The sequence below is a fragment of the Telluria sp. AZSoR62 genome (assembly GCF_058111565.1).
The window spans coordinates 119,009-142,470 of the sequence record NZ_JBYTST010000012.1; the positions used below are offsets into that span (position 1 = coordinate 119,009).

Genomic DNA, 23,462 nt, shown 5'->3' on the forward strand with positions numbered 1-23,462 from the left:
CCAACAGGAGAAACCTGCCGATGTCTGCAAGCGAGAGCCAGCGCCCGGATCCGGATGCGCTGCTGGCCCAGGTCCAGGACCAGGAGCGCAAGGCGGCGCGCGGGCGCCTGCGCATCTATTTCGGCGCGTCGGCCGGGGTGGGCAAGACCTACGCCATGCTGGCCGCCGCCCGCAAGCTGCAGGCCGCCGGACAGGCGCCCCTGGTCGGCGTGGTGGAAACCCACGGCCGCGCCGACACCGCCGCCATGCTGGACACGCTGGAAGTGCTGCCGCCGGCAAGCCTGGGTCACCGCGGCAAGCTGCTGGCCGAGTTCGACCTCGACGCGGCGCTGGCGCGGCATCCGGTCCTGCTCCTGGTGGACGAGCTGGCCCACTCGAACGCGCCCGGCTCGCGCCATCCGAAACGCTGGCAGGACGTGGAGGAACTGCTCGATGCCGGTATCGACGTGTTCACCACCATGAACGTGCAGCACCTGGACAGCCTGAACGACGTGGTCGGCGGCATTACCGGCATCCGGGTCACGGAAACCGTGCCCGATACGGTGTTCGACGGCGCCGACGAAGTCGTGCTGGTGGACCTGCCGGCCGACGAGCTGCTGGCGCGCCTGAAAAGCGGCAAGGTCTACGGGGCGCCGCAAGCCGAGCGCGCCACCCGCCATTTCTTCCGCAAGGGGAACCTGATCGCCTTGCGCGAGCTGGCCTTGCGCCGCACCGCCGACCGGGTCGAGGACGACGTGCGCGCCTACCGCGTGGAAAAGTCGATCGAGACGGTCTGGAAGACCGGAGGCGGCCTGCTGGCCTGTATCGGCCCCCGGCCCGGCAGCGAGCACGTGGTGCGCAATACGGCGCGCCTGGCCGGGCAGCTCGGCGCCGACTGGCATGCGGTGTACGTGGAGACGCCCGGCCTGCAGCGGCTTGCCGCGCAGCGGCGCGAACGCATCCTGCTCAACCTCAAGCTGGCCAAGGACCTCGGCGCCAGCACGGTGGTTCTCGCCGGTGCCGACATCGGCGCCGCCCTCGTGGACTATGCACGCGAGCACAACCTGTCGAAAATCGTGATGGCGCGCGGCCATCGCGGCTGGCGGTGGCGCACCCCGCACCGCCGGCGCATCGCCGCGCTGGCGCCGGACATCGACCTGGTCGAGATCGGCGAGGCGGCGCACCAGCCGGCGCCCGTTGCCGGCCCCACCCCCATGGCGCAAGCCGCCAGCAGCGGCAAGCGCAGATGGAAGGCCTGGGCGATCGCGGCGGCGAGCAGCCTGGCGACGGCGCTGCTGGCAACGCCCTTGCTCCCTTACCTGGACCTGGCCAACATCGCCATGCTGTTCCTGCTGGTCGTGCTGCTGGTTGCCGTGCGCCTCGGACGTGGGGCGTCCGTGGTCGCCACCTGCGTCGGGGTGGCCTGCTTCGACTTCTTCTTCGTCCAGCCGCGCTTTTCGTTCGCCGTGTCCGACCTGCAGTACCTGGTGAGCTTCGGGGTCATGCTCGCGGTCGGCCTTATTACCGGTCACCTGACCGCGGGCCTGCGCTTCCAGGCCCATGTGGCGGCGCACCGCGAACGGCGCTCGCGCGCCCTCTACGAATTCGCCAGCGACCTGTCGGGCGCCCTGCAAGCCGAACAGATCGTCGACATGACCCGGGATGTCGTCGAGCGTAGCTTCCGCGCCAGGGCCATCCTCCTGGTGCCGGACGCACAGGGCAAGCTGCAGGCGCCCGCCCAGCCAGGCGCCGCCGGCGGGGCCGACCTGGGCATCGCCCAATGGGCCTACGACCGCGGCGAAAGCGCCGGCCTGGGCACCGGGACCCTGCCGGCCAGTCCCTATTTCTACCTGCCGCTGGTGGCCCCGATGCGCACCCGCGGCGTGCTGGCCATCGCGCCGGAACAGCAGCGCTGGATCCTGATCCCCGAGCAGCGCGCCCAGCTCGACACATTCGCCGCGCTGGCGGCGATCGCGCTCGAACGGGTGCATTACATCGAGGTCGCGCAAGCGGCGCTGGTGAGCATGGAGACCGAACACCTGCGCAATTCGCTGCTGGCGGCGCTGTCGCACGACTTGCGCACGCCCTTGACCTCGCTGGTCGGCCTGTCGGAATCGCTGGCGCGCGCCCGTCCGGCGCTGCCGGCGGCCCAGCTGGCGCTGGCCCACGGATTGCATGACGAAGCGCTGCGCATGAGCGCCCTGGTGGCCAACCTGCTGGACATGGCGCGCCTGCAAAGCGGGGAAATCAAGCTGCGGCGCGAATGGCAGGCGCTGGAAGAAGTGGTGGGCACCGCCTTGCGCCTGAGCGCTCCGCTGCTGGTGCGGCATCGCGTCACCACCAGCATCGCGCCGGATTTCCCGCTGGTGCGCTTCGACGCCGTCCTGCTCGAACGCGTGCTGTGCAATTTGCTGGAGAACGCCGCCAAATATACAATGCCGGGATCGCGGATCGACATCGCTGCGGAGCTGCATGGCGCCAGCGCCATGTTGACGGTGGCCGACGACGGCCCCGGCATCCCTCCGGGGCGCGAAGAAGACATGTTCGAGAAATTCACCCGCGGCGAACGCGAGTCCGCGCGCAGCGGCGTCGGCCTGGGCCTGGCGATCTGCCGCGCCATCGTCGAGGCGCACGGTGGCCGGATACGCTACGCGCAGTCGGCGCTGGGCGGGGCCGCCTTCGTCATCCTGCTGCCCCTCGGGCAGCCCCCATCCACCGAGGAACCCGCCATGGAAGCGAAGAGCGCCGCATGAAAGACACCGCCCCCCTGGCGCTGCTGGTGGAAGACGAGCCGCAGATCCGCCGGTTCGTCCGGGCCGCGCTGGAAGAAGAAGGCTGGCAGGTACACGAGGCCGACACGGTCCGTCGCGGCCTGAGCGATGCCGGCACGCGCGCTCCGGACCTGGTCATCCTCGACCTCGGCCTGCCAGACGGCGACGGCCTGGGTTTCATCAACGATGTGCGGAAATGGTCGGGCGTCCCGGTGATCGTGCTGTCGGCGCGCACCGCCGAGGCGGACAAGATCGGCGCGCTCGATGCCGGCGCCGACGATTACCTGACCAAGCCCTTCAGCGTAGGCGAACTCCAGGCGCGCGTGCGCGCGACGCTGCGGCGACAGCGGCAGCCGGACGGGGACAATACGGGATTGGTGTGCTTCGGGGACGTGACGATCGACCTGAAGGACCGGCGCGTGTTCAAGCAGGGCAAGGGCGTGCACCTGACCCCGACCGAATACCGGCTGCTCGCGATGTTGGCAGGCAGTGCAGGGCGGGTGCTGACGGCCCCCCAGCTACTGCGGTCCGTCTGGGGGCCCTCGCACACCGAGGACGGACATTACTTGCGCATCTACATGGGGCATTTGCGCCACAAGCTGGAAGACAACCCGGCGCAGCCGCGCTACCTGCTGACCGAAACCGGGGTTGGCTACCGCTTGTCGACGGGCGGCGATTGAACGGTTCCGGCGCCGCCCACCCTGGCGCGGCGCCATCCCCGTGCAGCCTGCTTACTGCTCGCGGACCCAGGTCTGCGAACGGCCGAACATCGGCGCGCCGATGTAGCCGCGCACTTCCAGCTTGCTGCCGTTGTCCTTCAGCTGCGCCTTGCTCTTGTAGGTCTTGCCCTTGCTTGGATCCATGATCTCGCCGCCGGTGTACTCGTTGCCGTCCTTCTTCAGGCCCGACAGGATGGTCATGCCGATCAGCGGCTGGTCCTTGAGCGCGCCCTGGCAGGCGGTGCATTTCGGGTTCTGGTCCTGGTCCGCAGGGCGGAACAGCTTTTCGATCTTGCCGGTCAGGACGCCGCCTTCCTCGGTGATGCGCACCAGGGACTTCGGCTTGCCGGTTTCGTCGTCGATCGTTTTCCAGGTGCCGGCCGCCGAGGTGCTTTGCGCCATGGCTGCAGGAACCGCGACCATCATGGCAATCAGGCTTGCCCAAATCAGTTTACGCATTGTGAGTCTCCATTGTTGTTGTCACGCGGGACCAGTGTAGCAAACTGCGTCGGCCGTGGGGTGATCGGAATCCGAAGAACCATTCCAATCCACACCTGGGCGCAGCAGCAATGAAAAACGCGGCCGCCAGGGCCGCGTTCTCCATGAAGCGCCGGCAGCTTACGCCGCCAGCTTGCCCAACTGCTCGCGCATCTTGTCCAGCGTCGCCGAGAAGTTCGCGACGCGTTCCTTTTCCTGCGCCACCACCGCGGCCGGGGCGCGGGCCACGAAGCTTTCGCTCGAGAGCTTGCCGTTGGCCTTGGCGATCTCGCCTTCGATGCGCGCGATCTCCTTCGACAGGCGCTCGCGTTCGGCGGCGACGTCGATCTCGACTTTCAGCATCAGCTTGGTGGTGCCGACGACCGACACCGCGGCCGGCGACTCCGGCAGGGCGTCGACGATCTGCACTTCCGCCAGCTTGCACAGCGACTGGACATAGGGCGCGAAGCCGGCCAGGGCGGCGCGTTCGGCCCCGGCGCCCGGTTCGACGATCAGCGGCACGCGCACCGAGGGCGAGAGCTTCATCTCGCCGCGCAGGTTGCGGGTGGCGTTGGTCAGGTCCTTGAGCTGGGCCATCCAGGCTTCGGCTTCGTCGCTGACCTGGGACAGGTCGGCCAGCGGGTAGGGCTGGACCATGATGCTGTCGCCAGTCTTGCCGGCCAGCGGAGCGATGGCCTGCCACAGCGCTTCGGTCACGAACGGGATGATCGGATGCGCCAGGCGCAGGATCACTTCCAGCACGCGCAGCAGGGTGTGGCGGGTGGCGCGCTGCTGCGCTTCGGTGCCCTGCTGGACCGAGACCTTGGCCACTTCCAGGTACCAGTCGCAGTATTCGTCCCAGACGAACTTGTAGATGGTGCTGGCGATGTTGTCGAAGCGGTAGTCGGCGAAGCCCTTGGCCACCTCGAGTTCGGTGCGGTTCATCAGCGAGATGATCCAGCGGTCGGCCTGCGACAGGTCTTCCGGGTTCGGCGCGCCGCAGTCCTTGCCTTCGGTATTCATCATCACGAAGCGCGTCGCATTCCACATCTTGTTGCAGAAGTTGCGGTAGCCTTCGCAGCGGCCGAGGTCGAAGTTGATGTTGCGGCCCAGCGAAGCGTAGCTCGCCATCGTGAAGCGCACGGCGTCGGTGCCGAAGGCCGGGATCCCATTCGGGAATTCCTTGCGCGTGGCTTTCGCGATCTTTTCCGACGCGCGCGGGTCCATCAGGCCGGTGGTGCGCTTGGCAACCAGTTCCTCGATGCCGATGCCGTCGATCAGGTCGATCGGGTCGAGCGTATTGCCCTTCGACTTCGACATCTTCTGGCCCTGGCTGTCGCGCACCAGGCCGTGCACGTACACGGTCTCGAACGGCACCTTGCCGGTGAAGTGGGTCGTCATCATCACCATGCGGGCGACCCAGAAGAAGATGATGTCGAAGCCCGTCACCAAGACCGACGACGGCAGGAACATCGACATGTCCTTCGTCTGCTCGGGCCAGCCCATGGTCGAGAAGGGGACCAGGGCAGACGAGAACCAGGTGTCGAGCACGTCGTCGTCGCGGCGCAGGGCGCCCGCGATGCCGGCTGCCTTGGCCTTGGCCTGCGCTTCTTCCTCGCTGCGCGCGACCACGATCTGGCCGTCTTCCGCATACCAGGCCGGGATGCGGTGGCCCCACCACAGCTGGCGCGAGATGCACCAGTCCTGGATGTTGCCCAGCCACTGGTTGTAGGTGGTGGTCCAGTTCTCGGGCACGAACTTGATCTCGCCGCTGGCGACTTTTTCCATCGCCACTTCGGTGATCGACTTGCCCGGATTGAAGGTGCCTTCCGGGGCCGGCTTGCTCATGGCGACGAACCACTGGTCGGTCAGCATCGGCTCGATGACGACGCCGGTACGGTCGCCGCGCGGCACCATCAGCTTGTGCGGCTTGACCTGTTCCAGCAGGCCTTGCGCTTCCAGGTCGGCGACGATCTGCTTGCGCGCGGCGAAGCGGTCCATGCCCTGGTACTGGCTCGGGGCGTTCTCGTTGATCCTGGCGTCGAGCGTCATGATCGTGATCGGCGCCAGGCCCGCGCGCTGTCCGACGGCGTAGTCGTTGAAATCGTGGCCCGGCGTGATCTTCACGCAGCCGGTGCCGAATTCCTTGTCCACATACGAGTCGGCGATCACCGGGATCTGGCGGCCGGTCAAAGGCAGCACCAGCATCTTGCCGTGCAGGTGGGTATAGCGTTCGTCGGTCGGGTCCACCGCCACGGCGACGTCGCCCAGCATGGTTTCAGGACGGGTGGTGGCCACCGTCAGGTGGCCCGAGCCGTCGGCGAGCGGGTACCGGATGTACCACATCGAGCCGTCTTCTTCCTGCGAGTCCACTTCCAGGTCCGACACCGCCGTGCCCAGCACCGGATCCCAGTTGACCAGGCGCTTGCCGCGGTAGATCAGGCCCTGCTCGTACAGGCGCACGAAGACTTCCGACACCGTCTTGGAGCGGGTCTCGTCCATCGTGAAGTATTCGCGCTGCCAGTCGGGCGAGGTGCCCATGCGGCGCATCTGGCCGGTGATGGTGTTGCCCGACTTTTCCTTCCACTCCCAGACCTTCTCGATGAAGGCGTCGCGGCCCAGGTCGTGGCGCGAGATCTTCTGCGCGTCGAGCTGGCGCTCCACCACGATCTGGGTGGCGATGCCGGCGTGGTCGGTGCCCGGGATCCAGGCGGTGTTATGGCCGCGCATGCGGTAGTAGCGGGTCAGGCCGTCCATCACGGTCTGGTTGAAGGCGTGGCCCATGTGCAGCGTGCCGGTCACGTTCGGCGGCGGCAGCTGGATGCTGAACGACGGCTTGCCGTCTTCCATGGTGGCGGCGAAGTAACCGCGCCCTTCCCACTCTGCACGCCAATATTGTTCGATGTCGGCTGGTTCGAAAGACTTGGCTAATTCCATGATATGGCGATGTGATTTGCTGAAAAGAACATTATAGAGGAGGACAGGGTGGATGCGGCGACGCTGGCCGGGCCGCCCGGAAATACGTGGCGCCGGCGCGCCGCCCGCAGGCCTCCCATGCACTGCCCTTATGAGCTTATAGTATTTACACATGGGCGGGCAAGCGGCTATAATCCGCTCCGTTGCCGAAACGGCAGCACACGCTAGGGGTCCTGCACATGCATATCGAAGCATGCGCGGGTGAGAAATACCCTCCGAACCTGATCTGGATAATGCCAGCGAAGGGAAGCAGTCGGTCCGGCGGCCGTGCGCATGCGCACAGTCACGCCACACCCGATCAATCCTTTGCTGGCTCCTCGCAAAGGAGCCACATGAATGCACCACTCGACGCGGCCTTGACGGCAGCGCTTCCCGCTTCACCTGCTTTCGATGCCGCGACCGCCACGGTCGACAGCGCGGCCATCGCCCCCTTCCCGAATTCGCGCAAGATTTATATCGAAGGCAGCCGGCCCGACATCCGGGTACCGATGCGCGAGATCTCCCAGTCGCCCACGCCCGGCAGCTTCGACGGGGAGCCGAACCCGCCGCTGTTCGTCTACGACACCTCCGGTCCCTACACCGACCCCGCCGCCGCGATCGACCTGCGCTGCGGCCTGAAGTCGCCGCGCCTGCCGTGGATCCGCGAGCGCGCCGATACCGAGGAGCTGGCCGGGCCGAGCTCGGAATACGGCCGGGCGCGCCTTGCCGACCCGGCGCTCGCCGCGCTGCGCTTCAACCTGCAGCGCAAGCCGCGCCGCGCGCTCCCGGGCCGCAACGTCACCCAGATGCACTACGCGCGACAGGGCATCATCACGCCCGAGATGGAATTCGTGGCCCTGCGCGAGAACCTGCGCCGCCGCGAATACCTGGCCTCCCTGGTGGAATCGGGCCCGGTGGGGGCGCGCACCGCCGGGCTGCTGGGACGCCAGCATCCGGGCCAGTCGTTCGGGGCCAGCATCCCGCTAGAAATCACGCCGGAATTCGTGCGCAGCGAAGTGGCGCGCGGCCGCGCCATCATCCCGGCCAACATCAACCACCCGGAGGTCGAGCCGATGATCATCGGCCGCAACTTCCTGGTGAAGATCAACGCCAACATCGGCAACTCGGCGGTCACCTCATCGATCGGCGAGGAAGTGGAAAAGATGACCTGGGCGATCCGCTGGGGCGCCGACAACGTGATGGACCTGTCGACCGGCAAGCATATCCACGAGACGCGCGAATGGATCATCCGCAATTCCCCAGTGCCGATCGGGACGGTGCCGCTCTACCAGGCGCTGGAAAAGGTCAACGGCAAGGCCGAGGACCTGAGCTGGGAGATCTACCGCGACACCCTGATCGAACAGGCGGAGCAGGGCGTCGACTATTTCACCATCCACGCCGGCGTGCGCCTGGCCTATGTCCCGATGACGGCGAAGCGCCTGACCGGCATCGTCTCGCGCGGCGGCTCGATCATGGCCAAGTGGTGCCTGGCCCACCACAAGGAGTCCTTCCTCTACACGCATTTCGAGGACATCTGCGCCATCATGAAGGCCTACGACGTGTCGTTCAGCCTGGGCGACGGCCTGCGTCCCGGCTCGATCTACGACGCCAACGACGAGGCCCAGCTGGCCGAACTGCGCACCCTGGGCGAACTCACCCAGGTGGCCTGGCGCCACGACGTGCAGACCATGATCGAAGGCCCGGGCCACGTGCCGCTGCACCTGATCAAGGAGAACATGGACCTGCAGCTCGAGCAGTGCAGCGAGGCGCCGTTCTATACGCTGGGCCCCCTCACCACCGACATCGCGCCGGGCTACGACCACATCACCTCGGGGATCGGCGCGGCCACCATCGGCTGGTACGGCACCGCCATGCTGTGCTATGTCACGCCCAAGGAGCACCTGGGCCTGCCCGACAAGGCCGACGTCAAGGATGGGATCATCACCTACAAGATCGCGGCCCATGCCGCCGACCTGGCCAAGGGACATCCGGGCGCCCAGATGCGCGACAACGCGCTGTCGAAGGCGCGCTTCGAATTCCGCTGGGACGACCAGTTCAACCTGGGGCTCGACCCCGACAAGGCGCGCGCCTTCCACGACGAGACCCTGCCCAAGGAGTCGAGCAAGGTGGCCCATTTCTGCTCGATGTGCGGCCCGCATTTCTGCTCGATGAAGATCACCCAGGAAGTGCGCGCCTACGCCGCCGCCAATGGCATGGGCGAGGAAGCGGCGCTGGCGCAGGGGATGCAGGAAAAGGCGATCGAGTTCGTCAAGGGCGGCGCCCGGCTCTACCGGGAGGCCTGATGCCGGCAATCGAATTGAACGGCGCACCTTACCAGGTGCCGGCCGGGCAGTCGCTGCAGGAACTGACCGGCGAGCTTGGCCTGGCCGGGCAGGCGGTCGCGGTGGCGGTGAACCGCGAAGTCGTGCCGCGCCAGTCCTGGGCAGGGCGGCGCCTGCAGGCCGGCGACAGGGTGGACATCGTGCGCGCCATCGGCGGCGGTTGAACATGGAGACGACAATGAACGCAACGAACGCAATGAACGAAGACTTTCTTACCATCGCCGGCCGCCGCTACGCGTCGCGCCTGCTGGTGGGCAGCGGCAAATACCGCGACCTGGTCCAGACCCGCGACGCTACGCTGGCGGCGGGCGCCGAGATCGTCACGGTGGCGATCCGGCGCGTGAACATCGGCCAGGACCGCAATACGCCGAACCTGCTGGACGTGCTGCCGCTGAGCGAATTCACCATCCTGCCCAACACGGCCGGATGCTATACGGCGAAAGACGCCGTATACACGCTGCAGTTGGCGCGCGAACTGCTGGGCGGACGCACCCTGGTCAAGCTCGAGGTGCTGGGCGACCCGGCGACCCTGTTCCCGCAGATGCCGGAAACCCTGAAGGCGGCGGAAGTCCTGGTGCGCGACGGCTTCGACGTGATGGTCTACTGCAGCGACGACCCGGTACAGGCGCGCATCCTGCAGGAGATCGGCTGCGTGGCGGTGATGCCGCTGGCCTCGCTGATCGGCTCGGGCATGGGCATCCTCAACCCGTGGAACCTGGGTCTGATCATCGAGCAGGCGAGTGTTCCGGTGCTGGTCGACGCCGGCGTGGGCACGGCGTCGGATGCAGCGGTGGCAATGGAGCTGGGCTGCGACGGCGTGCTGATGAACAGCGCGATCGCCGGCGCGCGCGACCCGGTGCGGATGGCGCGCGCGATGCGCCATGCCGTCATCGCCGGCCGCGAGGCGCACCTGGCCGGGCGCATGCCCAAGCGCTTTGCCGCCGCGCCGTCCTCGCCGCTTGAAGGAGCCGTGGCCTGATGGTGCCCACCGTACTGGTGTTCGCCGGGCTCGATCCCGGCGGCGGGGCCGGGCTGGCGGCGGACATCGCCGCCATCGGCGCGCTCGGTGCGCATGCGCTGCCGGTGGCGACCGCTCTTACCGTGCAGGACAACAACCGCGTGCACGAGGTGCGCGCGGTCGATGCCGCTTTCATGCTGCGCCAGGCCGATGCGCTGATCGACACCTGCAGCATCGACGCGGTGAAGATCGGCATCCCGGGTAGCAAGGAGAATGCCGCTGCGATCGCCACGCTGCTGCGCCAGCTGCGCGCAGCCGATCCGGCGCTGCCGGTGGTGCTCGACCCGGTGCTGGCCAGCGGCCACGGCGACCTGCTGGGCCGCGGCAATCCGCTCGAAGCCCTGGCCGAGCTGGTGCCGCTGGCCACCGTGCTGGTGCCGAACCTGCCGGAGGCCCGGGCCCTGGGGGCCGTGCCCTGCGAGCACGTCTTCGTCACCGGCGGCCATGGCGAGGGCGAGATCATCCTGAACCGCTGGCTGCGCGACGGCGTCGAGCAGCGGACCTGGCGCCTGCCGCGCCTGCCGCACACCTACCACGGCAGCGGCTGTACCCTGGCCGCCGCCATCGCCGCGCGGCTGGCGCTGGGCGACCCGATGGAGCTGGCGCTCGAGCGCGCGCAGGACTACTGCCACCAGACCCTGGCCCACGCCTTCTGGATCGCCCCCGGCCAGCGCATCCCGCGCCGCATCCTCCATACCCACTGAAAGACCGCCTTGAAGAACACCCACACCCTGCAAGGACTCTACCTGGTCACGCCCGACTGGGCCGACACCGACCGCCTGCTGGCGGTCACCGACACCGCGCTGGCCGCCGGCGCCGCGCTGCTGCAATACCGGAACAAGAGCGCCAGCCCCGCGCTGCGGGCGGAGCAGGGCGCCGCCTTGCTGGCCCTGTGCCGCCGCCATGGCCGCCCGCTCGTCGTCAACGACCACGTCGAGCTGTGCCGCGCGCTCGGCGCCGACGGCGTGCACCTGGGCGGCACGGACGCTTCTGTGGCCGAGGCGCGCGCGCTGCTCGGTCCCGGCGCGATCGTCGGCGCGTCCTGCTACGGCGAACTGAAACTGGCCGAGGCGGCCCAGCAGGCCGGCGCCAGCTACGTCGCCTTCGGCGGCTTCTATCCTTCGACCGTGAAGAAATACAGCTTTGTCACGCCACCACAGCTGCTCGACGTCTGGCGCGACCGCGTCGCCTTGCCGATGGCGGTCATCGGCGGCATGACGCCGCAGAACGCCGCGCCGCTGGTCAAGCGTGGCGCGGCGATGGTGGCGGCGATTACCAGCGTGTACGCGGCAAGCGACCCGGCGCAGGCCGTGCGCGAATTTCGCGCGCTGCTGGAAGCGGGGTGAAACTACAATGGCAACTTGATCACTTTGCTTTTCCGCCCATGCGAACCCTGCGCCTGCTGAGCCATACCCGCCGCCATCCCTCCGCCATCCTGTTGCTGGTGCAGCTGCTCGGCATGCTGCTCTACCCCTTCATCGAGAGCGAGCATACGGGACATGGCGCGCTGAACGTGTTCGGCGTGCTGGTGCTGGCGCTGACGATCCGCATGGTGCGGCGCACGCCCGGCGAGACCTGGATCAGCATCTCGCTGGCGGTGCCGATCATCGCGCTGCTGGCGGCCCAGACCATCTTCGACATGCGCAGCACGCTGCTGCCCTGGTCGTCCGCGCTCGAAGCGCTCTTCTATTTCTATGCCGCCGGCAGCCTGATCGCCTACATGATGGGCGACCGCCAGGCCACCACCGACGAGCTGTTCGCCGCCGGCGCCACCTTCACCCTGCTGGCCTGGGGCTTCACCCACCTCTACCTGATGGTGCAGGAGCTGCACCCGGGCACCTTCGCCGCCGCCGTCAACGCGTCCGCCCCGCGCACCTGGAGCGAGCTGAATTACCTGAGCTTCGCGCTGCTGTCGAGCACCGGGATCGGCGACGTGATCCCCTTGACCACGCATGCGCGCGCGCTGTGCAGCATCGAGATGCTGGTGGGGGTGATGTACCTGGCGGCCGTGGTGGCGCGCCTGATCGGCTTCACCACCCAGGGCAAGGTGCACCGGCGCCATCCGAACGAGGCGCCCGAGCCCTGGGAAAAGGATTGATCAGCTCTCGGGCGCGGGCTCGGGTTCGCCTTCGCTCGTGGCGGCTTCAACGGCCGGCTGCTCGCGCGGCGCCGGCTTGCGCGTCAGGGTGCCCGAGTACGAGAAGCTGAAGCTGGGCGTACCGGGAGGGAAGGGCCTGGCGGCGCGCAGCGCTTCCTCGACGGCCTTGTCCAGCCGGATGTCGCCGGACGAGGTGAGCAGCTCGACCTTGGCAACCTTGCCCTGGCGGTCCGGCAGGACGCGGTAGACGACGCGGTACTCGCCTTCGCGGGCATAGCGCGTGGGCGTGAAATTCACCGGCGGGATGTGCTTGCGCAGCAAGGCCTGGGTGATGCGCACCGGCGGCTTGCTCAGGTCCAGGGCCGGGGCCGGCCGCGGCGGACCGGGGCGCGCCATGGCGCCGGTATAGCGCACCTGGAACTCGCGCGGCGTCTCCGGCGGGAAGGCCTTGGCCGCAGCCAGCGCCTCGCCCACGGCCTGGTCGAAACCGGGCTCGCCCGAGGTCTGCCAGTTCTGCACGCGCTCGACCCTCCGGTCGACGCTGAGATAGACCTTGTAGATCACTTCCAGCTTGCCGGCGTCGGTTCCCGGTGGCGGCGTGTACAGTACCGGCGGCACCACCCGGTCGAGCACCGCCTGCGGCACGGCCGGCGCGTCGCTGGACGATGGTGGAATGAAGCCCCTGCCGGCGTCCTGGTCGCCGCCGGCATAATTGAACATGGCCCGCAGCACGGCGGTCAACGCCAGGAAGATCAGGATGCCTTGCCAGGTCGAGAAGCGGCGCTTCGGCGCCGCCGGTTCCGCGGGCAGCGCGTTTACATCCACGGCGATCGGCGCGCCGCCCGATGCCTGGTACTGGGTGCGCCAGCGCTCCACGTTCTCCATGCTGGCGACGATGGCCGCAAAGGCCGGGAAGCGCGCCAGCGTGCGCTCGACGTCTTCCATCGCGGCGCGGATACGGCGGATGCTGGGCAGCCCGTCCTGGCGCAGCAGCTTGAGCAGGTCGCGCATGCGGGTGCGCTCCGGCGTGGGCAGCGCCTCGTAGAGCTGGCGCTCCTCGATCGCCTGGTCCAGCATGCGCCCGGCCTGGCCCAGCTGCCACAGGCGGCGCCGGTCGCGGCTCCAGGCAAACACGTCCTGGGCGGCGGCGAACAGCGCTTCGTGCCCGGGACGCCAGCCTGATGCCAGCAACGCGGCCACACAGGCCTCGAAATAGATGCGCGCATCGATGTTGACCAGCTCGTCGTCGGCAAAGCGCGCCTCGATGGCGGCCTGCCAGGCCAGCGGGTCGCCCTGCCTCCCGCTGGCGAGGAGAAGGTCGGCGGCCTGCTCGAAGCGGTCGAAGACCTGCCTGCCGAGTTGGGCGGCGTCCGCCGGCGCTTCCTGCGGCGCGCTGGCCTGCGCCGGCTCCGCGGGCGGCGCCTGCGTCGGCGCTTCTTCTAGTGTCGGGCCGGAGGGCGCGGGCGGTTCAGCGCCTTGCGCCAGCTTCCAGCGCGCCCAGTCGAGCGCCACTTCATAGGCGTCGCGCAGGGCCTGGAAGGCGGCCGGTTCGGTTTCCTGGTCGATGCGCTTGAGCTTGCGGGCATAGGCGCGCCGGATGTCGCGTTCCTGCGCGCTGGCGTCCAGTTCGAGCGCGTGGAGAAAATCGTAGGTGGTCTGCATCGCCTTGTTCACGCCTCGGGCAGCAGGAAGCTCTGGTGGTCGAAATAGTCGACCACTTCGCGGAAGGCCTTGGCGGCAGGATGGATCACGTGGTGGTCCTGCGACTCCAGCGCGGTCTCGAAGCGGACGATCTCGCGGCCCAGCTGCTCGCGCGGCATGCCGCGCAGGTGCTGGTAGAGCCGTTCGGCGCGCGCCAGCAGGGTGCGGTGCTCGATGCGGTCGCGCGGATGGATCTTCAGCTCGGACAGGGCGATGAAGCGCTGCGCGACTTCCTGCTCGCTGAGCATGCCCGGATTGCCCTCGATGACCAGCGCATGCACCTCCTTCGTGGCCACCAGCGTGGCCTCGACCTGCAGCAGGCCGTTGACGTCGTAGGTAAAGCGCACGTCCACGCCATTGTCGTCGCGCGGCCCTTGCGGCAGGCGCACTTCGAGCTGGCCCAGCTTGATGTTGTCGCTCGCCATGCGCGCTTCGCCCTGGTACACGTTCAGTTCGATCAGCTGCTGGTTCTGGTCGATCGGATAGTAGCGTTTGACCCGGCTGACCGGGACCACCGTGTTGCGCTCGATGATGGGGTCGAAGTGGCCGTGCGAAAAATGGTCGCCGGCGATGCGCACCGTGGTGGCCACGCCGAGCGAATAGGGCGCGACATCGGTCATCACCACTTCGTCCAGCGCCGCATCGCGCATCTTCAGGCCGGCCTGCACCGCCGCGCCCAGCGCCACCACTTCGTCCGGATTGATCTCGCAGGAGGGGAAGCGGCCGAACATGCGCGCCGCCATGCGCCTGACCATCGGCATGCGGGTGGCGCCGCCAGCCAGCACGATGTTGTCGAGCTCCGACAGGGGCAGGCTGGCGTCGCGCAGCGCGCGCTCGACCGGGCTGCGCAGGCGCGCCAGCAGCAGGGCGCAATGCTTCTCCAGCGTGGCTTCGTCCAGCTCCATGCGGTAATCGGTCTTACCGTCGCCGACCTGGATCAGCGCGCGCGGCGCATCGCTCAAGGCGCGCTTGGCGTGTTCCGCCTGCGCCACCAGGCGCTGCATGAAAGCCGCATCCATGCGCAGCGCGTCGGGCACCCTGGCCTCCTCGAAGAAGCGGTCTACCAGCACGGTGACGAAGTCCTCGCCGCCCAGGTAGTTGTCGCCGGCCGAGGCGCGCACTTCCATCACGTTGTCGAACAGGTCGAGCACCGAGACGTCGAAGGTGCCGCCGCCCAGGTCGATCCCGACGATCATCGCTTCTCCATACCGGTGTGGCAAATCCGAGGATAGTAACCCGGCAGCCGGCGCCTGGCGCGGGCAGGCCGGGGATTACCCAGGATGGATAATGCGCGAGCCCCCCGTGCATTGACCGCGCCCCTCCGGCCATGCGATATTGCCTTTCTTGCCACTTGAACCGAAAGCCTGCGCATGCGCCTCTACCTCACCGCCCTCGTCCTCGCACTGGCCAGCGCCGGCTGCGCCCATGTCCCGACGCATGCCGACATCTCGCCCGGGGCGCTGCGCAGCCACGTCTCCTTCCTGGCGTCCGACCTGCTGGAAGGCCGCGGCACGCCCTCGCGCGGGCAGGACCTGGCGGCCGAATACATCGCGGCCCAGTTCCGCGGGGCGGGCCTGGAGCCGGCCGGCGACGACGGCTTTTTCCAGACCGCGACCTGGCAGTACGCCGAGCGCAAGGCGGACGATATCGTCCTGAGCGTGACGGCAGGGGCAAGCAGCATCACGGTGCCCGCGGGCGGCGCGACCGGCAACTTCCTCGACCCGGTCACCTTGAAGGCCACGCCGGCCGTGTTCATGGCCTGGAAGGACGCGCTGGAAAACAGCGACGCGGCCAACGGCAAGGTGCTGGTGGTGCCGGCTGCCCCGGTACCGGGCGCGGCCCGCACCCTGCAGGAAAAACTCAAGGGCAAGCCGGCGCTGGTCATCATGATCGACCGCGAGAAGCGCCATGGCGCCGGCACCGGGGGCTGGCTGATCGATCCGGAGCAGGCGGCCGTCAAGGGCGGCGCGCCGGTGCTGGTGCTGCATGCGGCCGACGCGGCCGGCCTGCTGGAAAAAGGCGGGGCGAGCGTGAGCGCGCGCGTGGCCGCGGCCGCGGTGCGCCCGGTGAAACTGCAGAACGTGGTGGGCGTGCTGCGCGGATCCGACCCGGCCCTGAAGAACACCTATGTGCTGCTCACGGCGCACCACGACCACGTCGGCATCCGCAACGGCGAAGTCTTCAACGGCGCCAACGACGACGCCAGCGGCGTGGTCTCGGTCATCGAGGTGGCGCGCAGCCTGGCCGCACAGAAGGAGCGTCCGCGCCGCAGCATCGTGTTCATGACCTATTTCGGCGAAGAGCTCGGGCTGCTGGGCTCGAAATACTATGCGCGCCACCCGGTGTTCCCGCTGAAGGACACCGTGGCCAACCTGAACCTGGAGCAGACCGGCCGCACCGACGACAGCGAGGGCGCGCAAGTCAATTCCGTGGCGATGACCGGCTTCGATTTCTCGACCGTGAGCGAGATGCTGCGCAAGCCGGCCGAGCAGGCCGGCATCCGCCTGTGGAAGCATGCCTCGTTCAGCGACCAGTTCTTCGGCCGCGCCGACAACCAGTCGCTGGCCGATGCCGGCGTGCCGGCGCATACGCTGTCGGTGGCCTACGGCTTCTCGGACTACCACGGCAAGGACGACACCTGGGACAAGCTCGATTACGACAACATGGCGCGCGTGACGCGCATGCTGGCTCTGGGTGTGGCCGCCATCGCCAACAACCCGCAGCGCCCCGAGTGGACCGCGGCGCCGAAGGCGGCGGGGTATGCCGCCAAGGGGCGCGCGCTGACGACGGCGCCTTGACCACGTCCACGCAATCCGTGACGACAGGCGTGGCGATCCGCAGCCTGCGCGCCGACGAATGGCCGGCCTACCGCGCCATTCGCCTGCGCGCGCTGCGCGAGTCGCCCGACGCCTTCGGCAGCACGCTGGCGCGCGAAGAAGCACTGGCGCCAGAGACCTGGGCCGCGCGTGTGGCCAAGGCCGCGGTCTCCGGCATCGACTGTCCGCTGGTGGCCGTGGCCGAGGGCGGATTCGCCGGCCTGGCCTGGGCCAAGGCCGATGCCGACGATGCCGCCATCGTCAACCTGTTCCAGATGTGGGTGGCGCCCGAATGGCGCGGGCAGGGCGTGGCCGCTTCCCTGTTGCGCCATGCCGTCGCCTGGGCCGATGCGCGCGGCGCCGATGCCGTGCAGCTGGGCGTGAACTGCGCCAACGAGGCGGCCGTCGCGCTGTATGCGCGCCATGGGTTCGCAGCATGTGGCGCGCCGTATCCGATGCGCGAAGGGACGGCCTTGCTGGAACAGCGCATGCGGCTGACGCTGGCGCGCTAGCAGTTCGCAGGGCCGATAAAAAAGGGACGCCGAAGCGTCCCTTGTTCACGAAGCGAGGTAAGGATTAGTTACCGCAGCCCAGCGATGCGATACGGTCGCGTGCAGCTTTTGCCTGCACCAGGCCGAAACCGTACTTGGTGTCGCGGCCGGCGGTGCCCAGGTCCTGTGCGCTCTTGGTGAGCGAGGCACGCATCTGCGCAGCGGTACAGGTTGGCGAGTAGCTCCACACCAGTGCAGCGACAGCCGACACGTGCGGGGTAGCCATCGAGGTGCCGTCGAAGTAGGCGTAGTTGCTTGCCTTGATGCCGACGGTGGCGCTCTGGCCCAGCTGTGCCTTCATCGCGGTGCCATCTTCCATGGTTGCGGTGACCGACGGGATGCTGGTCACGGTGGTGCCCAGCGTGCCGCCGAATGCGCCGGCCACGTTGTTGTACACCACGGCGCCGACGCCGCCGCTGTTCTGGCAGTTCGAGACCTTGACCGCGAAGTCCACGGTGCCGCGCTGGATCAGGCAGACCTTGCCGGAGACGGCGGTGTTGACCTTGTCGCCGATGCCGAAGTCGGCCAGCGGTGCAGTCGCGGTCTTGACCGGCGAGCCTTCCATGGCGCCTGGAGCATAGCTCGAGGTACCGACGGTCAGGACGGCTTCCTGGCCGGTGCCCATCGGCACGGTCGACAGGACGCTCACGCCAGGACCGGCCAGTTCGACCTTGCTGTTGTACTGCGAGAAGGTGGCCCAGGCCTTGTTCTCGTCGACGGCGCCGACCATGATCACGCTCGCGTAGCCGGCAGGGTAGGAGACGACGGTGTTGCCGTCGTTACCGGCCGCGGCCAGGTTCAGCACGCCGCCCGCGTACAGCTTGTCGAAGGCGCTCTGCTCGGTACGGCTCGAACGGCCGCCGCCCAGCGACATGCTGATCACGTTTGCGCCGGCTGCGCCGCACTTGTTGGCAGCGGTGGCCAGGGTCGACGAATAAGCCCAGCCGTTGGCGCCGAAGACCTTGACGATGTGCAGCTTGAGCATCTTGTTGGCGGCAACGCCGACCACGCCGGTGCCGCTGTTGTTGACGGCGGCAATGGTGCCGGCCACGTGGGTGCCGTGGCTGTTCTCGTCGGTGTACCAGTTGCCGGTGCCGGCATCGTATTCGCCGGTGGCCGGGTTGGCCGAAAGGTCTTCGTGGTTGCGGTCATAGCCCGAGTCGATGATGCAGACCTTGCGGTTGCCGGCGCTGGCGTCGGACAGCAGGTCGGCCTGCACTTGCTTGATACCGTAAGGGACTTGCTGGCCGCTCAGGTAAGGCGTGCCGGTCGACGGGGTGCTCAGGGCGAAGGGCTTGCGGATCACGTCTTCTTCGATGTATTCGACGTTCGGGTTGTTCTCCAGGCCTTTCAGCGCAACCGCCGGCACTTCGATGGCCATGGCGTTCATGCCGAAGATTTCGTGCTTGACCGAACCCTTGGAAGCCGCGACGGCGGATTTCACTTTGGCTGCAGCGCCCGGTTTGAACGCGACGATGACGCGGGTCGTGTCCGGTGCGGCGGCTTGCGCGTTGCCGAAGATGCCGGCAGCGACCAGGGCTGCCATGCCAACGCGAAGGGAGGTTGCGCGAGTGTTCTTGTCTACCATTGATATTCTCCGTTTGAAAACAGTGAGTGCTCGCCTCGGCTCTGCTGGCCTCGTGCGAATTTTTTTACCCGCAATATTTATGCGGCAATTAAGTCTATTTCAAAATTATGTTTGTATGCATAGAAAATTCAACTGTGCGCGGGAAACATTTGATCTAACGCAGTGCAGCATGGATTTATGTATGAGGCATATCTAAACCCATGCTATATTTTCCCCCAAACGTCCCAACTGCCGGGCTCCAACATGCCGGGCGCGCAGCCATCCTGCGCGGCGTTTTCGAGGCCGCTTCCTGCCATTGGCGCTGCCGTGCACACGCTTGCGCTCACCTTGCTATCATTGCCATCCCGATGCCGCCGCCGCGCGCGGCCTCCACGCATACGCACGTATTTAGCTCAAGGACCAGGAAGGAATACATGAAGACCAAGGCAGCAGTTGCATGGAAAGCGGGCCATCCGCTCACGATCGAGGAAGTCGAGCTCGAAGGTCCGAAGGCCGGCGAAGTGCTGGTCGAAATCAAGGCCACCGGGATCTGCCACACCGATTACTACACCCTCTCGGGCGCCGACCCGGAAGGCCTGTTCCCGGCCATCCTCGGCCATGAAGGCGCGGGCGTGGTGGTGGACGTCGGGCCGGGCGTGACCAGCTTGCGCCGCGACGACCACGTCATCCCGCTGTACACGCCGGAATGCCGCCAGTGCAAATTCTGCCTGTCGCAAAAGACCAACCTGTGCCAGGCGATCCGCTCCACGCAAGGCCGCGGCCTGATGCCGGATGCGACCAGCCGTTTCTCGCTGAACGGCGAACCGCTGTTCCACTACATGGGCACCTCCACCTTCTCGAACTACATCGTGGTGCCCGAGATCGCGCTGGCCAAGGTGCGCTCGGATGCGCCCTTCGACAAGATCTGCTACATCGGCTGCGGCGTCACCACCGGCGTGGGCGCGGTGATCTTTACCGCGAAGGTGGAGGCGGGCGCCAATGTGGTCGTGTTCGGCCTGGGCGGCATCGGCCTGAACGTGATCCAGGCCGCGAAAATGGTGGGCGCCGACAAGATCATCGGGGTCGACCTGAACCCGGAACGCGAAGCCATGGCGCGCAAGTTCGGCATGACCCATTTCATCAACCCGACCAAGGTCGAGAACGTGGTCGACACCATCGTCCAGCTGACCGACGGCGGCGCCGACTACAGCTTCGAATGCGTGGGCAACGTCACCACCATGCGCCAGGCGCTGGAGTGCTGCCACAAGGGCTGGGGCCAGTCGATCATCATCGGCGTGGCGGCGGCCGGCCAGGAAATCTCGACCCGTCCCTTCCAGCTGGTGACGGGGCGTGTGTGGAAGGGCTCGGCCTTTGGGGGCGCGCGCGGCCGCACCGACGTGCCGAAGATCGTCGACTGGTACATGGAAAACAAGATCAACATCGACGACCTGATCACCCACCACCTGCCGCTCGAGCGCATCAACGAAGGCTTCGACCTGATGAAGTCGGGCGAGTCGATCCGCTCCGTCGTCGTGTTCTGATTTTTTCGGGCGGGCCGTCCTGGCCCGCCCATCCCGCCTCTTTCTCCATCCTGCACCGCCAATCCTGCCTTCTGTCGCAAGAGGCTGGCCGGTACGCGCACGTCCCCCTACAGTCCTTCCATCGCCGGCACGCTCCGGCACAAAGTAGAAAAAAAGTTCTAGACAAAATTATCTAGAACTTTTAATCTAGTTGCCAAGGATGGAGAAGCGATGACCCTGCCAGGATCCACGATGACGGAGACGACCCGATGAACGCCCTGCTGGACGCATGGGCGCCGGCCCTGGCCTGGGCGCTGATCGATTTCCTGTGGCAGGGCCTGCTGGTCGGCTGGCTTGCTGCGCTGCTGCTGGCGCTGATGCGCAAGGCGCGGCCGCAGGCACGCTATGCGCTGGCCTGCGGCGCGCTGCTGCTGTGCGCGGCCTTGCCGCTGGCGGGTACGGTGCAGCGGCTTGCCGGGGTGGATGCCGGTGTGGAACCTGGTGCGACGACGCTGCTTGCGGCGGTGGCGCCGGTGGCGCAGTCTTCGGCGCTGCCGGCCGTGCTTCTCGACGGCAACCGCTTCGCCGGCTGGGAAATGCTGTTGCAGGAAAAACTGCCCCTGGTCGTGCTGTTCTGGTCGGTGGGCGCCGGCCTGCTGGCGCTGCGCATGATGCTGGGCCTGGCCTGGGTCCGGCGGCGCAGCCGGCCGGGGCAATACCTGACCGATCCCGTGTGGCAGGCCCGGCTCGATGCGATGGCGCGCCGCATGGGCATCGCCCGCCGGGTCACGCTGGGCCTGGTCGACGAAGTGGCCGATGGATTGAGCGGGCCGGTGACGGCCGGCTGGTGGCGCCCGGTGGTGCTGGTGCCGGCTTCGCTGCTCTCGGGGATGCCGCCGCAGCTACTGGAAGCGCTGCTGGCGCACGAGCTGGCCCACGTCCGGCGTTGCGATTACGTAGTGAATTTGATCCAGGGCGCGATCGAGATCCTGCTGTTCTACCACCCGGCCGTGTGGTGGCTGTCGAAGCGGATCCGCATTGAACGCGAACAGATTGCAGATGATGTAGCCGCAAGCGAGCTTGGCGAACCGCGGCGCCTGGCACTTGCATTGTCCGAACTGGATTTGTTCCAGTTCACCCCGCAACTTGCCCCAGCAGCACATGGAGGAAATCTTATGTCCCGCATCAAACGCCTGGTTCGCCCTGAAGCCGAACCGCTGAACTGGAAACTGGCGCTGCCGATCCTCGGCCTGGCCACCTGCGCCGCCTTGTATTCGTGGGCCGGCCCGGCCCACGCCGCCGATCCGCGTCCGGAGCCGGCGCCGCACGGCCAGCAAGCGGCCGAGCAGCGTGCCGAGCAGCGCACCGAGCAGCGCAGCGCGGCGCTGGACGCGAAGAAGGAGCGGCGTGTGGTGCGCAGCATTTCCGGCGGCCGCGAGGAGCCGTATTCCATGGTGCGCGCCGGCGACAAGGGCACGACCATGAGCGGCAGCAGCGACGACTGGGACGACATCAAGGAAGCCCGGCGCCGCATCGGCGGCGAATTCCTGTGGTTCCGCGAGGGCGGCCAAGCCTATTACGTGCAGGACCCGGGCGTGCTGGCGCGCGTGACGGCGGCCTGGGCCCCAGTCGACAAACTTGGCGCGCAAATGGACGTGCTGGGCAAGGAGATGGATGTGCATGGCAAGCGCATGGACGCACTCGGCAAGGAAATGGACAGCGCGGCGCGCGGCATCAAGCCGGACGACGCGAAGCTGCGCGCCCTGGAAGCGCGCATGAAGACCCATGGCGCTGAGATGGAAGCGCTCGGCAAGCAGATGGAAAAGGCCAGGACCGACGCCGAGCGCGACCGTATCGGCCGCCAGATGTCCGAGGCCGGCGAGCGCATGTCCGCCGCAGGGCGCGAGATGGGCGAGGCGCACAACGGTCCGGGCATGCGCCAGGCGCAGCAATCGATGGACGAGATCGGCCGCCGCATGGGCGAGGCCGGCAAGCCGATGGATGCCCTGGGCAAGCGCATGGGCGCGCTCGGCAAGGACATGGAACGCGAGAGCAAGGCCGCCGACAAGACCGTGCGCGCCCTGATCCGCGAGGCGCGCGAAAAAGGCCTGGCCAAGCCGGTGCCGCAAGCGGGCTAGGCGAAGTAGAGCAAGGGCAGCGCGCCGGCGATTGATATGCCAGACATATCAGAGGGCAGGGATCGATACGCCACACATATCACCCCCTGAATCTTTCCTCGGCGCGCCAAACAAAAAACGGCCCGGTCGCATCAAGCTACCGGGCCGTTCGAACGCTGTCATGGCGCTGCGCGGCCGGAGCCGCAGCGTCACCGGGACGGTGTCATGCCTGGGCGGGAAGCATCCCGCCCGACACGCTTATTGCTGGGCGATCTTGCCGCGCCATGCGCCGGTTTCCGACCCACGCTTCTCGAGCATTTCCTTGAAGTTCGACAGGTTCGAGCGCAGTTCCATGCGCACGGCGCCCATCGCATCGCCAACGGCCTCGAGCGCGCCGTCCGGCTCGTAGTCCATCTGGACCATGACGCGGCAGACATTGTCCGAGATCTTGTGGAAGGTAGCCACGCCGCCGTTCTTCACGCCGGTGACGCTGCGCCATGCGATGCGCTTGTCAGGGATCTGCTCGGTGATCTCGACGTCCCATTCCTTGGTTTCGCCGGCAACGTTGGCGACCCAGTGCAGGTGCTTGTCGTCGAGCTGGCGGATTTCCTTCACGCTCTTCATGAACTGTGGGAAATCTTCGAACTGGGTCCACTGGTTGTAGGCAGACTTGACCGGGACGTTGATCTCGATCGATTCTGCAACCGAGGAGCTGGCGCCGAAGCCACGATTCTGTTTCAGTTTTTTCGACAGCATCATGCCGCCGACCGCAAGTGCAGCAACAGTAACTACGCGATTGAGCATTTTTAATCTCCTTGTTGGTGAAAAAGC

Annotated in this window: 17 protein-coding genes, 1 pseudogene and 1 riboswitch; of the genes and pseudogenes, 12 read left to right on the forward strand and 6 right to left on the reverse strand. The window is 67.3% G+C overall.

The features are described from left to right. Positions 1-20: 20 nt before the first annotated feature. Positions 21-2,732: a DUF4118 domain-containing protein gene (locus AC3XQU_RS18475; RefSeq protein ID WP_489875615.1), complete on the forward strand. Its 2,712-nt coding sequence runs from the start codon at positions 21-23 to the stop codon at positions 2,730-2,732. Continuing rightward, a complete protein-coding gene (gene kdpE, locus AC3XQU_RS18480) occupies positions 2,729-3,430 on the forward strand; it encodes a two-component system response regulator KdpE (protein ID WP_489875616.1) in 702 nt (233 codons plus the stop codon). Before AC3XQU_RS18475 ends, kdpE begins: the two co-directional genes overlap by 4 nt. Positions 3,431-3,481: 51 nt before the next feature. On the opposite strand, the gene AC3XQU_RS18485 is transcribed toward kdpE, so the two are convergent. Next, positions 3,482-3,928, reverse strand: coding sequence for a DUF2147 domain-containing protein (locus AC3XQU_RS18485; RefSeq protein WP_489875617.1), 447 nt, complete (start codon positions 3,926-3,928; stop codon positions 3,482-3,484). Between the two features lie 159 nt (positions 3,929-4,087). Continuing rightward, the gene (locus tag AC3XQU_RS18490; protein ID WP_489875618.1) at positions 4,088-6,883 is read right to left on the reverse strand and encodes a valine--tRNA ligase; all 2,796 of its coding nucleotides are present in this window, start codon (positions 6,881-6,883) and stop codon (positions 4,088-4,090) included. A 195-nt stretch (positions 6,884-7,078) separates the two neighbouring features. Further along, a riboswitch (TPP riboswitch) is annotated at positions 7,079-7,187 on the forward strand. 67 nt (positions 7,188-7,254) lie between these two features. On the opposite strand from AC3XQU_RS18490, the gene thiC reads away from it, so the two are divergent. Genes thiC through AC3XQU_RS18520 form a run of 6 tightly spaced genes read left to right on the forward strand, consistent with a single transcriptional unit; the run spans position 7,255 to position 12,359 of the window. After that, positions 7,255-9,204, forward strand: a complete 1,950-nt coding sequence (thiC, locus tag AC3XQU_RS18495; RefSeq protein WP_489875619.1) for a phosphomethylpyrimidine synthase ThiC — start codon at positions 7,255-7,257, stop codon at positions 9,202-9,204. Continuing rightward, positions 9,204-9,407, forward strand: coding sequence for a sulfur carrier protein ThiS (gene thiS, locus AC3XQU_RS18500; RefSeq protein WP_489875620.1), 204 nt, complete (start codon positions 9,204-9,206; stop codon positions 9,405-9,407). The genes thiC and thiS overlap by 1 nt, the downstream gene beginning before the upstream one ends. A 14-nt stretch (positions 9,408-9,421) precedes the next feature. Beyond that, entirely contained in the window at positions 9,422-10,222 is an 801-nt protein-coding gene (locus AC3XQU_RS18505; protein ID WP_489875621.1) for a thiazole synthase, read from the forward strand. Then, on the forward strand, positions 10,222-10,965 hold the full coding sequence (locus AC3XQU_RS18510; RefSeq protein WP_489875622.1) for a hydroxymethylpyrimidine/phosphomethylpyrimidine kinase: 744 nt from the start codon (positions 10,222-10,224) through the stop codon (positions 10,963-10,965). Before AC3XQU_RS18505 ends, AC3XQU_RS18510 begins: the two co-directional genes overlap by 1 nt. A 27-nt stretch (positions 10,966-10,992) precedes the next feature. Then, positions 10,993-11,607, forward strand: coding sequence for a thiamine phosphate synthase (gene thiE / locus AC3XQU_RS18515; protein WP_489875662.1), 615 nt, complete (start codon positions 10,993-10,995; stop codon positions 11,605-11,607). 38 nt (positions 11,608-11,645) lie between these two features. Next, on the forward strand, positions 11,646-12,359 hold the full coding sequence (locus AC3XQU_RS18520) for an ion channel (protein WP_489875623.1): 714 nt from the start codon (positions 11,646-11,648) through the stop codon (positions 12,357-12,359). On the opposite strand, the gene AC3XQU_RS18525 is transcribed toward AC3XQU_RS18520, so the two are convergent. After that, on the reverse strand, positions 12,360-14,021 hold the full coding sequence (locus AC3XQU_RS18525) for a TonB family protein (RefSeq protein WP_489875624.1): 1,662 nt from the start codon (positions 14,019-14,021) through the stop codon (positions 12,360-12,362). Between the two features lie 8 nt (positions 14,022-14,029). Beyond that, positions 14,030-15,286, reverse strand: a pseudogene (locus AC3XQU_RS18530) (Hsp70 family protein); the annotation flags it as partial. 144 nt (positions 15,287-15,430) lie between these two features. Between AC3XQU_RS18530 and AC3XQU_RS18535 the strand changes: the two are divergent. Continuing rightward, a complete protein-coding gene (locus AC3XQU_RS18535; RefSeq protein ID WP_489875625.1) occupies positions 15,431-16,858 on the forward strand; it encodes a M28 family metallopeptidase in 1,428 nt (475 codons plus the stop codon). Then, positions 16,855-17,388, forward strand: a complete 534-nt coding sequence (locus tag AC3XQU_RS18540) for a GNAT family N-acetyltransferase (RefSeq protein ID WP_489875626.1) — start codon at positions 16,855-16,857, stop codon at positions 17,386-17,388. The genes AC3XQU_RS18535 and AC3XQU_RS18540 overlap by 4 nt, the downstream gene beginning before the upstream one ends. A 64-nt stretch (positions 17,389-17,452) precedes the next feature. On the opposite strand, the gene AC3XQU_RS18545 is transcribed toward AC3XQU_RS18540, so the two are convergent. After that, a complete protein-coding gene (locus AC3XQU_RS18545) occupies positions 17,453-18,973 on the reverse strand; it encodes a S8 family serine peptidase (protein ID WP_489875627.1) in 1,521 nt (506 codons plus the stop codon). Positions 18,974-19,428: 455 nt separating this feature from the next. Between AC3XQU_RS18545 and AC3XQU_RS18550 the strand changes: the two genes are divergently transcribed. Then, complete coding sequence (locus AC3XQU_RS18550) at positions 19,429-20,535, forward strand: S-(hydroxymethyl)glutathione dehydrogenase/class III alcohol dehydrogenase (RefSeq protein ID WP_489875628.1); 1,107 nt, start codon at positions 19,429-19,431, stop codon at positions 20,533-20,535. Positions 20,536-20,783: 248 nt separating this feature from the next. Further along, on the forward strand, positions 20,784-22,652 hold the full coding sequence (locus AC3XQU_RS18555; RefSeq protein WP_489875629.1) for a M56 family metallopeptidase: 1,869 nt from the start codon (positions 20,784-20,786) through the stop codon (positions 22,650-22,652). A gap of 237 nt (positions 22,653-22,889) precedes the next feature. Here the strand turns inward: AC3XQU_RS18555 and AC3XQU_RS18560 are convergent, their stop codons facing one another. Beyond that, on the reverse strand, positions 22,890-23,435 hold the full coding sequence (locus AC3XQU_RS18560; protein ID WP_489875630.1) for an SRPBCC family protein: 546 nt from the start codon (positions 23,433-23,435) through the stop codon (positions 22,890-22,892). Positions 23,436-23,462: the final 27 nt, after the last annotated feature.

What these genes read in the sequence shown, in the direction of transcription:
- AC3XQU_RS18475 (WP_489875615.1), top strand. Translation starts at nt 21, where the DNA reads ATGTCTGCAAGCGAGAGCCAGCGCCCGGATCCGGATGCGCTGCTGGCC.
- kdpE (WP_489875616.1), top strand. Translation starts at nt 2,729, where the DNA reads ATGAAAGACACCGCCCCCCTGGCGCTGCTGGTGGAAGACGAGCCGCAG.
- AC3XQU_RS18485 (WP_489875617.1), bottom strand. Translation starts at nt 3,928, where the DNA reads ATGCGTAAACTGATTTGGGCAAGCCTGATTGCCATGATGGTCGCGGTT.
- AC3XQU_RS18490 (WP_489875618.1), bottom strand. Translation starts at nt 6,883, where the DNA reads ATGGAATTAGCCAAGTCTTTCGAACCAGCCGACATCGAACAATATTGG.
- thiC (WP_489875619.1), top strand. Translation starts at nt 7,255, where the DNA reads ATGAATGCACCACTCGACGCGGCCTTGACGGCAGCGCTTCCCGCTTCA.
- thiS (WP_489875620.1), top strand. Translation starts at nt 9,204, where the DNA reads ATGCCGGCAATCGAATTGAACGGCGCACCTTACCAGGTGCCGGCCGGG.
- AC3XQU_RS18505 (WP_489875621.1), top strand. Translation starts at nt 9,422, where the DNA reads ATGAACGCAACGAACGCAATGAACGAAGACTTTCTTACCATCGCCGGC.
- AC3XQU_RS18510 (WP_489875622.1), top strand. Translation starts at nt 10,222, where the DNA reads ATGGTGCCCACCGTACTGGTGTTCGCCGGGCTCGATCCCGGCGGCGGG.
- AC3XQU_RS18520 (WP_489875623.1), top strand. Translation starts at nt 11,646, where the DNA reads ATGCGAACCCTGCGCCTGCTGAGCCATACCCGCCGCCATCCCTCCGCC.
- AC3XQU_RS18525 (WP_489875624.1), bottom strand. Translation starts at nt 14,021, where the DNA reads ATGCAGACCACCTACGATTTTCTCCACGCGCTCGAACTGGACGCCAGC.
- AC3XQU_RS18535 (WP_489875625.1), top strand. Translation starts at nt 15,431, where the DNA reads ATGCGCCTCTACCTCACCGCCCTCGTCCTCGCACTGGCCAGCGCCGGC.
- AC3XQU_RS18545 (WP_489875627.1), bottom strand. Translation starts at nt 18,973, where the DNA reads ATGGCAGCCCTGGTCGCTGCCGGCATCTTCGGCAACGCGCAAGCCGCC.
- AC3XQU_RS18550 (WP_489875628.1), top strand. Translation starts at nt 19,429, where the DNA reads ATGAAGACCAAGGCAGCAGTTGCATGGAAAGCGGGCCATCCGCTCACG.
- AC3XQU_RS18555 (WP_489875629.1), top strand. Translation starts at nt 20,784, where the DNA reads ATGAACGCCCTGCTGGACGCATGGGCGCCGGCCCTGGCCTGGGCGCTG.
- AC3XQU_RS18560 (WP_489875630.1), bottom strand. Translation starts at nt 23,435, where the DNA reads ATGCTCAATCGCGTAGTTACTGTTGCTGCACTTGCGGTCGGCGGCATG.